Source organism: Cupriavidus numazuensis (assembly GCF_905397435.1).
Lineage (GTDB): Bacteria > Pseudomonadota > Gammaproteobacteria > Burkholderiales > Burkholderiaceae > Cupriavidus > Cupriavidus numazuensis.
The window spans coordinates 1-13,381 of the sequence record NZ_CAJPVI010000008.1; the positions used below are offsets into that span (position 1 = coordinate 1).

Below are 13,381 nucleotides of genomic sequence, written 5' to 3' on the forward strand. Positions count from 1 at the left end.
AAAGGCTTTCGTCGCATCTTCTCCCGGTTCGACAAGCTGGACGTGATGTTCATCGCCTTCATCAATTTTGCGCTCATCGTCGACGGGCTCAGATAGTGTGAACAGGCCCTAGGGGCCAGCGAGCTGAACGCAACGTCGGCCGACACCGGCCGCACCGCCGGATGGGCCAGTCACCTCACAGAGAATGCGGACATCCTGCTCTATGGCTGCCGCAGCGGCGCGGGCGCAGACGGCCAGGCACTGATCCACAAGCTGGCCGACGTCACGGGCGCCGACGTGGCGGCTTCCACCAATGACACCGGCGCCGGCAGCGCAGGCGGCGACTGGGTGCTCGAAGCGAGCACCGGTCCGATCGAAAGCCGGCTGGACGTCAACGCCGTCGAACTCGACCACTACAGCGGCCTGCTGGCGAATGCGGCGCCGACGGTGACGCTCGACAGCGGCGGCGAGACCATCTTGCTCGGCGGCAACGCGACCATTCATGCGACCTTCACCAACCCGTCGTCGCAGCCCGGCTACGCGCCCTATATCGACGTGCTGCTGCCGGCCACCGGCTACGACGGCGACGACGGCGTGAGCTTTGTCTCGGCCAGCTATCTCGGCGTGCCGCTGACGGCGCACGTGGTCACGTTCGGCGCGGACGGCACCGCGCTGCATCCGCTGGCCAAGGACGCGAACGGCAATCCGCTCGTCATCCGCGCAGCGGACTACGGCTATCGGGCCGGCGACCAGCTCGTCGTGCTGGAGCTGCCTTATGCCAGCTTCAGCAATGGCCAGCCATCGGTCGGCGTGGACATCAATGTCCACATGAGCAATCTGGCGGACGCCAGCCAGCCCCACGTCATCAGCGTGCGCGGTGGTTTCCAGTACGGCAACGACTCGCTGGACAACCCGACGCAGGACCCGTCGCTGGTGGAAGCCAGCTTCGACACGTTCACGCTGCAGTCCACGCCGTTCGAACTCACGCAGACGACCGACATGGTCGAAGGCGAGACCGCGACCGGCGAGAACTTCGAGCATTCGCTGACCGTCACCGCCACGCCGGCTCCGGGCCAGACGCTGCACAACGTGCAGATCCGGCAGGACCTGCCCGGCACCCTCCGCGTCGAAAGCATCACCCCTGGCGCGGGCGGCCTGGTGCTGTCCCTGACGCTCGCCGACGGCACGGTGGTGACCGGCGCCAGCAATATCAGCGCAGCGCTCGCGTCCTCGCCCTTCGTCAAGTCGTACGTGGTGGTCTATCCCACGCTGACGGCAGCGACCGACACCGTGGTGCGCTTCTTTGTGGGCGATACGGACAGCGACGGCAAAGCCGTGCTCGATCCGGTGTCCGGCGATGACCGCGGCGTGACGGTGGCCGCGCCCACCGCGACAGCGGACTGGCAGCCGCTCGATCCGCGCGACGTACCGCAGTTGCCGCCGCCGTTCGTGGTGGTGTCGGCCGACGGCGACCCGCTGAGCTTCACCGCGAAATCGATCACGCTGCACAAGAGCGTGGTGCTCGGCACCGACACCGGTGTTGCGGGTGTCTCCCCGGGCGACACGCTGAACTACCAGTACGACATCAACGTATCCGACTACTTCGCCTTTGGCCAGACGCTGCTGCGTACCGGGCAGCTGGTCGTCACGGACACGCTTGGCGACGGCATGACGTTCACCGGCACGCCGGTGCTGACCTTCCGCCAGGATGGCGTGACGCGCACGGTGCCGCTGGTCTTCACCATCGGGCCCAAGGGTCCGAATGGCACCGTCATCACCTTCGACATTGCACAGTCGATCCGCAACGCCGGCGTGCCCATCGGCGTGCTCGCCGGCGACCTGACGCTGAACGGCACGCGCCAGTCCGCGACCATTGCGACGATCACCTACCAGGCAGTCGTCGACGAGGCCTACCAGGCCACGTATCCGCAGAGCGAGATCAACGAGGGCGACAGCCTCGGCAATACCGCCACCCTCGACGGCACGGTCGCGCTTGATGCGTTCAACTCGGGCGGCGATGAGAGCGACGGCTCGCAGGCCAGCGTGACCATTCCGCAGGGCCACGTGGACACGACGGTGCTGCTCGTCAACGGCACGCCGCCACAGGGCGACTTCGAGCTGCATCCCGGCGACGTGGTCACGTTCCGCCTGAGCTATGACCTGACCACCGGCGACTATGAGAACTTCAGGCTGACCGCATTCCTGCCGCTGCCGCTGTTCGACGCCGGTGTGGCATGGAGCCAGGGCCTGGGCATCAACCAATGGGGCTATGGCATTGGCGATACGCATCCTGGCGGTGTGGTCAGCGTCACGTCGGCCCCCGGCAACTCGGTGGTGTTCGATTTCGGCAGCTTCGTGCTGCGCGGCAATCCGGCGGGCCAGAACCGGATCGAACTCGTCTTTACGATGCGGGTCAGCGACCAGCCGTTTGCCGACCAGCGCTCCATCACCGTGCTGGGTCAGTCGCAGCAGACCACCACGGTCAACCAGCAGGTGCTGGCCAGCACCGATCCTACCGAGGTCCAGTCCGTGGCCGAGCCGGTGCTGAGTATCCGCCATGGCGTGGTGGCCAGTTCCGGCGGCACCGTTACCGGCACCACTGGCGCGTGGTCGGCGGCCGGCACGGGCGGTGCGGCCTTCACCGGGTCGGTCACGGACATCATGGCGGTGGACGGTACCGTCACCAACATGGATGCGGGCGATATCATCCGCCTTGCCACAGCTATCGAGAACAGCGGCGGCGGCGGCGCGTGGGACGTGAATACGACCATTACGCTGCCGCCCGGGCTCGCGTTCCTGAACGGCAGCCTGGCGGCGGCCAACCTGCGCATCAGCCGCGGCGACGGCACGCTGCTGGTGCAGGGCGTCGATTACACGGTATCGGGCAACAGCATCACCTTCCTCGACAACGGCAACCAGGCCAGCTTCCTTGCCGGCCGACCCAACAGCGCCAACGACCTCAGCGGCGCCAATGTGGTCGTGATTACCTATGACACCGTGGCCCAGCAGTCTGTGCTGGCCAGCCAGAGCCTGCGCAGCGTGGCGTCGCTGACGCGTTATGCGAGCGTCGACAACGGCACCGACTTCACGCCGACCGACCTGACCGACACGGACGACGAGGTGGTGGCGGCACCCGTCGTGACCAAGGTCTTCCAGGACGGCAACGGCGTACCGGCCGACAGCGCATCAAGTGCGAGCCATACAAGCGGCGCGAACCTTGTGATCGGCGAGAGCATGGTTTACGACATCGTCGTGACGCTACCCGAAGGCGGCACGCAGAACCTGTCGCTGACCGATATCGTGCCGCCCGGCATGACGCTCGATACCAGCTTCGGCAACGGCGGCTACCAGCTCATCACCACGCGCGCCGGCAGCGGCGCGCTGGCGGCGGATTTCGCGGGCACCGTTACCGTGGCGAGCGTCGGGGCCGTGGGCGGCGGGACGATCGGCGACGATACCGATGCGCGCATGGTCTTCAGCGCTAGCAGCGCATTGGGCGACAACGTCACGAACAACAACAGCTTTGTCGTGCGCGTGCGGCTGATCGCCAGCAACGTTGCCGGCAACCAGGCCGGGCGCCAGCTCGCCAACAGCGCAAGCATTGCCTACAGCGACCCCGACGGCGACACGCCCAACGGCATCACGCCTGTCGACCGCACCGTGAACCTCGCCGGCGCGCGCCCCACGGTCACGGTCGTGGAGCCGACGCTGGCCGTCACGCAGACGACAGCCTCCACCGGCTCCTCGTTCGGCGTGGACCGTGGGGACGTGCTGACCTACACCATCACCATCTCGAATGGCAAGGGCACCGGAGACGTCAACGCCTATGACGTGGTGCTGAACGATCCGCTGCCGGTCGAACTGAGCGATGTGCAGATCATCGGCGTGACGCTGTCGGGTGGCGCCACCATCTCGGGGCCGGGCGACTTCGTCATCGTCAACGGCGTGCTGCAGACCGCGCCCGGCACCAAGCTCGACATTCCGCGCGGCGGCGGCGTGCAGATCCAGCTGCGCGGCACGCTGAACCTCCTGACCGGCCTGTCAGGCTCGGTCGAGAATACCGTCAACGTGCAGTGGACCAGCCTCGACGGCGCCAATGCCGGCGAGCGCACTGGCGTGGACGGCGTGCTCAACAGCGGCGTGCTCAACGACTACCAGGTACAGAACCTGAACGAAGTGAATGTGGCCGCCGGCGGCAATATCAGCCACGTCGGCGGCTTCCCCGATACGCCGCTGGGCACGACCACGACCGATCCGGAGGACGTGGCCGTCGGCGAGGTTGTCCACTACCGCGTCGCCATCCTCGTTCCCGAAGGCGCCACCGCCGACACCGCGGTGCAGATCGTCCTGCCGGAGGGCATGACCTTCGTCAACGATGGCTCGGCGCTGCTGAGCTTCATCTCCGACCCGACCGCGAGTGGCGATCCGGGGCTGACCACGCTGGACTCCAGCTTCATCATCGGCGGCACGCTGTACCTCAATGGTGGCGTCAACGACCGCGCGGAAAGCCTGTTGCAACCTGACCTGGGCGGTGCGCTGCGCGCGCAGGGGGTGATCGACCCGTCCCGCATCGACACGAGCAACCCGCGCGTGATCACCGTGCGCCTCGGCACGCTGATCAACCTCAACCAGGACCCGGACTTCGAAGGCTTCTACTTCGAGTTCAACGCGCGCGTGGACAACGGCCCCAACGTTCAGGCCGGCGCGCAGTTGCCCGTGCATGCCGTGTTCCTCAGCGGCGGCGAGGTGCGCAGGACTACCGATGACGTGATCGAGCGCGTGGTCGAGCCGAGGATCGACAACCTCGACAAGTCCGTCGTCGCCTTCGATCCGGGCGTGGGCAGCGCCTTCGGCCAGGCCACGTATCGGTTGAGCTTCAGCAATACGGGCACATCGGCCGCCTACGACGTGGTGCTGAGCGATTCACTGCCGCCTGGCGGCCAGGGACTCGCCGTGCAGAGCGTGTTGATCGACGGCACGCTGTACCCGCCGGGCGCGCTGCCGCCGGGTTTTGCACTGACCGCCACGGGCAACCAGGTCACGCTGTCCATCGGTGCGCTGCAGGCCGGGCATTCGGTCGAGCTGATCTACACGGCCGGCCTGCCCAATGGCGTGCTGCTGCCCGACACCAGCGCCACCATTACCTACACCAGCCTGGCCGACAGCTTCACGGGCTTCGCCGGCACGCAGGTCGGTGCGCCGGGCTCCGCTTCCGGCGAGCGCACGGGCAGCCTGGCCGGCCCGAACGACTACCAGGACAGCGATGCCGCCGGCGTGACCTTCCTGAGCGGCACGCTGTGGAACGATACGGACTCCGCCACGTCCAGCAGCACGCCGGACGGCCCCGCTATTGCGAACCAGACCGTCACGCTGACCTGGGGTGGTGTCGACAACGACCTGTCGACCGCGGCTGACAACCAGACCTGGACCACGACCACCAACGCCAGCGGCTTCTACAGCTTCGGCGTGCTGGGCCGCGGCGTGTTCCGCATCGACGCGCCATCCACGATCGTGCTGGCTGCGCCGACCGGTACGGTCAATGCGCGCATCGACAGCGACGGCGCGACGCCGCTGGCTCGCGTGCAGTTCTCGGGCGGCGACCTTGGCGTGGCGGTGGCCGGCAATGTCGGCTATGTCGAGCGCAACGATCCGCCGGTCAACCAGTTGCCGGCGTCGCCGTCGGTCAACGAGGATACGCCGCTTGGCATCGTCGGCCTGTCCGTGAGCGACCCCGATGCCGGCAGCGGCCTGATCCACGTCTCGCTGAGCGTGTCGCATGGCACGCTGACGCTGACGCCAGGCGCCGCCGTGGTGGTGGCCGGCGCGCTCGGCACCGGTGCGTTCACGCTGCAGGGCAGCCAGGCCGACATCAACGCGGCGCTGGCCACGCTGGTCTACACGCCGTCGGCCAACTACAACGGCAACGAGACGCTGGTGATCCGCACCGACGACCGGGGCCAGCGCGGCGACGTCGATGGCGACGGCATCCCGTTCGAGCCCGCAGACGACAACCTGTCCGACATCGATTCGCTGCCGATCACCGTGATTGCCGTCAACGACGCGCCGCAGGCCGTCAACGACACGGCCACGGCCGTGGAGGCGGGCGGCACCAGCAACGCCACGGCCGGGGTGAACCCGACCGGCAACATTGTCAGCAACGACATCGATGTCGACATCGCGACCAACCAGGATGTGCTCACGGTCGTGGACGTGAGCTTTGGCACGACGACGCTGAACGTGCCGGCCGGCCTCACGCCGACCGTGATCGCGGGCCAGTTCGGCGCGCTGGAGATCAACGGCAGCGGCGGCTACCGCTACGTGGTCAACAACAGCAACGCGACAGTACAGGCGCTACGCCTGTCGACCGACACGCTGACCGAGGTCTTCACCTACACCGTCACCGACCTTGCGGGGGCCACGAGCACGGCCACGCTGACCGTCACGATCCGGGGCGCCAACGATACGCCCGTAGCGGCCGACGACACCGGGGCTGCCACCGAGGCAGGCGGTGCTGCCAACGGCACGCCGGGCAGCGATGCCGCCGGCAACCTGCTGGACAACGACACCGATATCGATGCCGGCGATACCCGCACCGTAACGCGCTTTGCCTCTGGGACCCAGACCACCGGGCTCGGCACCATCGTCACGGTGCCGGCCAACAGTTCGGCCGGTTCCGGCGGGGTGGCCGCGGCGGGGCAGTTCGGCACGCTGACGCTGGGGGCGGACGGCAGCTACCGCTACCAGATCGACAACGCCAACGCACAGGTACAGGCGCTCAACGTCGGCGATACGCTGACGGAGACCTTCACCTACGAAATCGCGGACGCGGGCGGGCTGCGCACGGTCGCTGTGCTGAGCATTACGATCCACGGCGCCAACGACAATCCGGTGGCCGTCGACAACACCGCAAACGCCTTTACCGCCGAGGTGGACGGCGGCGTCGTGGTTGGCACGCCGGTCAATCCGACCGGCAACGTGATCGTCGACGAGCGGACATCGTCGAGCACGGGCGAGGTCGACAGCGACGTCGACAACCCCGTGGCGGCGGATGTGGTGAGCCTGATCCGGCCCGACGCTGGCGGCGCAGTCGACACCGTGGTGACGGCCGGCGGCGTGCCGGTCGCGGGCAGCTTCGGCCAGCTCCTGATCCGCGCGGATGGCAGCTATCAGTACCTCGTCGACGTCAACAATGCCGCGGTCCTGGCGCTCGGCCCCACCGACACGCTGCAGGACGTCTTCGTCTACACCTTGCGTGACCCGGGCGGCGGTACATCCGAGGCCCGGCTGACGGTGGTCGTCCATGGCGTCAACGATGCCCCGGTCGCGGTCGACGCAACGGCCCGTGCGATCGAAGCCGGCGGCGTCGCGAACGGCACAGGCGGCGCGCCGGCGACGGGGGATGCCACGGCCAACGACATCGACCCCGACGGCGACGTGATCTCCGTGATCAGCGTGGCCTTCGGCGGCAACTCGCAGACGATCACGGCCGGTGGCTCGGTGACCATTGCCGGCCAGTATGGCAGCCTCACCATCAACGACCGCGGCGAATTCACGTACAACATCGACAATTCGCTCGATGCGGTCCAGGCCTTGCGGCGCTCGACCGACGTGCTGACCGATACCTTCACCTATACCGACAGCGACGGCAACCTGACCAGCTCGGCGCAGATCGTCATCCGCATCACCGGCACCAACGACAATCCGGTCGCGGGGAACGACACCGCCATTGCGCGCGAAGCTGGCGGCGCGGGCGGTGCGGGCATCGATCCGACCGGAACGGTGTTCACCAACGATTCAGACGTCGACAAGTTCGGTGAAACGATGATCGTTGCCGGCGCACGTGCTGGCGTGGAGGGGGCCGGGCCCGTGGCCGACAGCGGCACCACCAGCATGCAGGTGGTCGGACAATATGGCTCGCTGGTCATCAATGCCGATGGCACCTACCGGTACGCGGTCGACAATGCCAATCCGATCGTCGACGCGCTCAACGTCGGCCAGTCGCTCACAGAGACCTTCACCTACAAGATCCGCGATGCGGCAGGGGCGACCGACCTGGCCCAATTGACCGTCACCATCAATGGCGCCAACGACCCGCCGGTCGCGGCCTCGCACCGCGCAGACGTGCTTGAAGACGGCGGCACGAACAATGCGACCGTGGGGTTCAATGCAGCCGGCGACCTGCTCGATGGCAGCAGCGATGTGGATGCGAACGCTAACCGCTCGGTCACGTCTTTCCGCACCGGGAACCGAACCAGCGGCGGGGGGGCGACGATCGGCGTCATCGGGCAGGCGCTGCGCGGCCAGTACGGCTCGCTGATCGTGCGTACCGACGGCACTTACCAGTACATCCTCGACAATGCCGACCCCGATGTGCAGCGGCTGCGCACCTTCAACGACATGCTGTTCGATGTCTTTACCTACTCCGTCACCGATGAAGGCGGGCTGAGCGATACGAGCGAGCTGACCGTGGTGGTCCATGGCGCCAACGACGCGCCGGTGGCGTTGCCGGACCTTGGCGTCGCGGTCGAGCGCGGTGGAACGCTCAACGGCACGCCGGGGCAGCCCGCCACCGGCAATGTGCTGACCAACGACAACGACATCGACAGCGGTGACGCGCGGACCGTCAGTGCCATCCAGGCCTCCGGCGGCTCGGGTACGGTAGGCACGGCCCTGAGCGGGTTGTATGGCGCGCTGACCATGAATGCGGACGGTACCTACGTCTACAACGTCAATGACGATCTCGATGCCGTCCAGCGGCTCAAGGCCGGGGAGATGCTGAGCGAGGACTTCACCTACACCGTGCGCGACCTCGGTGGCCTCACCCATACCGCCACGCTGACCATCGCGATCCTAGGGCGCTACGATGCCCCCGTGGCGACCAACGACACGGCCGACGCCACGCCGGCTTCGGCCGTTACCGCGCCGATCGACGCGACCGGCGACGTACTGCCCAACGACCAGGACGTCGATGCCAACGATACCCGGGCCGTCAGCGGCATCCGGGCCGGTGCAGAAGGCGCGGGCGGCGACCTGACAGACGTGGGCAGTGGCACCGTGCGCGTGGTCGGCCGGTATGGCTACCTCGACATCCATGCGGATGGCTCCTACCTCTATCACGCAGACGATACCAACACCGCGGTAATCGCACTCGCGCCGGGCCAGACCCTGACCGAAAGCTTCACCTACCGCGTGGTGGACGGCGGTGGCCTGACCGACCTGGCCCAGCTCACGGTCACGATCCACGGCGTGAACGACCTGCCGCACGCGTCCGACGTGCTCACACTGGCGGTGGAGGCGAGCGGTGTGAACAACGGCACGCCGGGCCGCAACCCAGTGGGCAATGCCATCTTCAACGACACCGATCCCGAAGGCGGCACGCTCACCGTAGTGGGCGTGCGCACGGGCAGCGAGAGCGGCAGCGGCACGAACGGGTTGCTGGGCGTGCCGCTGCGCGGCCTGTACGGCACGCTCGTGCTGGGGCCGAATGGCAACTTCACCTATATCGTCGACAACGATGATCCCGTGGTCCAGGCGTTGCGCACGCCTGCCGACATCCTGCTCGACACCTTCACCTATACCGTCAGCGACAACTTCGGCGCCACCGACCAGGCCACGCTGCGCATCCTGATCTTCGGCCAGAACGACACGCCGGTGGCAAGCGATGATCGGGGCGCGGCGATCGAGGCGGGCGGGCGCCTCAACACCACCCCGGGGTCCGACGCGGTCGGCAACGTGCTGACCAACGACACCGACGTCGATGCGGGCGACACCAAGACCGTTGCGGCGATCGGCGGCGCTGGCGGCACGGGCGTGGTCGCCGGTGCGACCGTGGGCCGCTATGGCACGCTGGCCATGCAGGCCGACGGCAGCTACCGCTATGTGGTGGACAACGACAATCCCGCGGTTCAGGCACTGCGCACGGCCGGCGAGACGTTGACCGAGGTCTTCGACTACACCGTTGCGGACACCGCGGGCGCTACCGCGAGGGCCACGCTGACCATCACCATCTCGGCGCAGAACGACAACCCCGTCGCGCGCGACGACGCGGGCCTGGTCGACAACACCCGCGCGCAGACGTCGACCAGCGGCAACGTCCTGCCGAACGACAGCGACGTCGACGGCGGCGACAGCCTGGCTGTGGTCGGCGTGCGCGCGGGCACCGAGCAGCAAGGTGGGGCGTCCGTTCCCCCGGGGACGCGCATCGCGGGCGCATACGGCTTCCTGACGCTCAACCGGGACGGCAGCTACACCTACGAGATGGACACCACCAACCCGGCCGTACTCGCTGCGGCCGGACGGGGGCCGGTGCTGCACGACACCTTCACCTACACGATCGCGGACCTCGCCGGCGCAATGGACCAGGCGCAACTCGTCATCACGCTCAATGTCGACGCGCCGTACATTCCGCCCCCTGGCGCAGACTACTTCCTGCATGACACGTCGCCACTGTCGCGTGTCGGTACAGGGATCGGCATCGACCCCGTGGTCTATGTGACGCCCGTCGTGCGCGACGCCCTGCGCCTGAACGAGGAAGGCGACTTCCTCGTGCGCGGCGAACGGCCTGACCTGACCCGGCCGCCCGAAGTCCGCTCGACCTCGATCGCCGCAGGGCTCGGCCAGGATCCGTCGGTGATGCTGCAACCGACCTTGCAGCAGCTCGAAGCCATCGCCCGCCTCGAGCAGGCGCGCATGGCCGGGCGCCAGGGCGTAGTCTCGCTGTCTGCCGACGGCTGGCTGGGCGACCCGTCGGTGTTCGCGCTAAAGGGCATCGAAGCCCGGTCGGCGCAAGCGGAAAACGCGGAGAAAGCCAGGGAGCGCCAGCGCGGCAAGCCTGATACCCGGCGCGCTACGCCGCGCGCGGCGGCGCCATTCAGCGAGCAGGTGCGCCAGCTTGCCGCGCGCGCGGTCACGCCGCCAGACAACCCTCGACAGGATCAACGATGATGCGACCCCCAGGCAGACCGTTCATTCTGGCCCTGGCCTGCACGCTGCTTGCCACCGCGTGCACCGCGGCGCGGACCCCGGCGCCCTACACGCAGGACGAAGTCCGCCAGCGCGCCGCTGAAGACCGGCGCGACATGTATCTCGACCAGGAACCGGTGGACCATCCGATCACCTTCTACGAGGCGGCGGCACGTGCCCTCAAATACAACCTCGACTACCGCCTGAAGCTGATGGAAAGCTCGCTGGCACGCAAGCTGGTCGACGTCACGCAGCACGAGATGCTGCCGAAGCTGGTCGCTTCGGCCGGCTATACAGCGCGCTCGAACGATTCGGGCGGGGTCTCGGTCGGCATCCAGGACGGGCAGATCAGCCTGCGGCCGTCGACCTCCGAACAGCGCTATCACCGGCTGGCCGACCTGGACCTGACCTGGAGCACGCTCGACTTTCTCGTTGCCTACGAGCGCACCCAGCAGAAAGCGGACCAGGTGCTGATGGCCGAGGAGCGGCGCCGGAAGGTGGTACAGAACGTGCTGCAGGACGTCCGCAATGCCTACTGGCGCGCGCTCGGCGCGCAGCGGCTGATCGGACAGGTCGATGCGCTGCTCGACAAGGTCAATGCCGGCCTGAAGAATGCGCAGGAGGCCGAAGAGAAGGGCTATCTGCCGCGCGCGCAGGCGCTGGCCTATCAGCGCGCGTTGCTTGACGCCGTGAGCCTGCTGTCGTCGCGTCGCCAGGACCTGGAACTCGCCCGCGCCGAACTGGCGGCCCTGATGTCGCTGCCGCCCGGTATGAAATATACGCTCGCCGATACGCCCGAACCGGCCATGCCGGCCGACACCTTCGACATCGGCGCGCTGGAACAGGCGGCGCTGGAGAACCGCCCGGAGGTGATGGAGGAGTGGTACCGCAAGCGCGTCAGCGACAACGACATCAAGATCGCCAAGGCGGAGCTGTGGCCGAGTGTGTCGATCGACCTCGGCGGCCACTACGATTCGAACGCCTACCTCTACAACAACGCGTGGGCGGCGATCGGCCTGCGCGTGTCGTACAACCTGTTCAACCTGCTGAAGATACCCGCGCTCAATGCGACGCAGGACAGCCAGAACAAGGTGTCCGACATGCGACGGCTGTCGCTGTCGATGGCGGTGCTCACGCAGGTCCGGGTGGCGGCGCAGCGCTACCACCTGGCGCGCGAGCAGCTCGACTTTGCCGACCGCAGCATGAAGGTGGACGGGCGCATGCGCGACTTCGCCGAGGCCAGCGCGCGCGTGTCGGCCGATTCGAAGCTGGAGTTCATCCGCGCCGACGCGCGCTGGCTGCTGGCGCAGTACCAGCGCTACGCCGCGTACTCCGAGGCGCAGGCCGCATGGGGACGGCTGTACAACTCGGTGGGGCTTGATGTCATGCCGGACGCGATCGCCGGGCACGACGTGGCGACGCTGGCGGCCGGCATCGAGGCGACCTTGCAGGGATGGGAGCAGCAGACCTTCCAGCCGCCGCCGCCACCGCTGCCAGAGGCCGATGCGACACAGGGTGCAACACCGGTGCCAGCCGCAAGGGTCGCTTCGGCCGCGGGCCCGGGCCCCGATCCTGCGCCTGACCAGGCCGAGGCAACCCAAAAACCATGAACGTGAATCCGGAGCTCGCCGTCTTGCCAGGTCCAAATCTGCGGCACGTGTGCTGCCGTGTCGGTGCTTGCGTTCTGGCCTTCTGCGCACTGGTGCTGGCTACCTTGCCGGGTCCGGCCGCATCCGCGGCACCGGCGGGCCCCGATCCGGGCGCGATCCGCGTGCTGCTGAGCGCCGACCCGGAAAGCACCGTCGCCGCGACCATGGCGGGCACCATCGTCAAGCTGGCGGCGACGCTCGGTCAATCGGTCGGCAAGGGCAAGCTACTGGTGCAGATGGATTGCGCCGAGCCGCGCGCCCGGCTCGGCATGGCCGACGCCGAACTGGCCGGCGCGATCGAGACGCTGCAGGCCAAGTCCGCGCTGCGCAAGCTCGATGCGGTGGGCGACACCGAGCTGAACCTTGCCAAGTCCGCCGCGGACCGGGCCGCGTCCGCAGCCACGCTCGCGCGCACGCAGGTCAGCCACTGCACGGTGGAGGCGCCGTTCTCGGGCCGCGTGGCCAAGGTCTACGTGCGGCCGCACGAGAGCGTCAACGCCGGCGCGCCGCTGGTCGACCTGGTCAGCGATGGCCCGATCAAGCTGCGCTTGAACATCCCGTCGACCATGCTGCGCACGGTCAAGGTCGGTACCGCGTTTACGATCAGCGTGTCGGAAACAGGCAAGAGCTACAGCGCGCGCGTGTCGGCCATGAACTCACGCGTGGACGCGGTGGCGCAATCGATCGAGATCGAAGGGCGCCTGCAGGCGCCCGCCGCCGAGCTGTTGCCGGGCATGAGCGGCATTGCGCAGTTCCCGGCGTCGGCTCCCGCGACGCAGGCGAGGTAGCGC

The 13,381-nt window shown here is 67.8% G+C and carries 3 protein-coding genes and 2 pseudogenes; all 5 read left to right on the plus strand.

What is annotated here, in order from left to right:
* A pseudogene (locus tag KHO41_RS08250) lies at positions 1-96 on the plus strand (IS5-like element ISCARN85 family transposase); the annotation flags it as partial.
* Between the two features lie 24 nt (positions 97-120).
* Positions 121-3,834: pseudogene (locus KHO41_RS41640) on the plus strand (DUF4347 domain-containing protein); the annotation flags it as partial.
* Positions 3,835-4,338: 504 nt separating this feature from the next.
* Positions 4,339-10,923, plus strand: coding sequence for a VCBS domain-containing protein (locus KHO41_RS41645; protein ID WP_280519693.1), 6,585 nt, complete (start codon positions 4,339-4,341; stop codon positions 10,921-10,923).
* A complete protein-coding gene (locus KHO41_RS08260) occupies positions 10,920-12,551 on the plus strand; it encodes a TolC family protein (RefSeq protein ID WP_376989706.1) in 1,632 nt (543 codons plus the stop codon). Before KHO41_RS41645 ends, KHO41_RS08260 begins: the two co-directional genes overlap by 4 nt.
* 23 nt (positions 12,552-12,574) lie before the next feature.
* Positions 12,575-13,378 (plus strand): efflux RND transporter periplasmic adaptor subunit, encoded by an 804-nt coding sequence (locus KHO41_RS08265; protein ID WP_244873750.1) that lies wholly within the window; start codon positions 12,575-12,577, stop codon positions 13,376-13,378.
* Positions 13,379-13,381 lie beyond the last annotated feature (3 nt).

Excerpts from the sequence above, each read along its gene's own strand:
- KHO41_RS08260 (WP_376989706.1), top strand. The coding sequence starts at position 10,920 with ATGATGCGACCCCCAGGCAGACCGTTCATTCTGGCCCTGGCCTGCACG.
- KHO41_RS41645 (WP_280519693.1), top strand. The coding sequence starts at position 4,339 with ATGACCTTCGTCAACGATGGCTCGGCGCTGCTGAGCTTCATCTCCGAC.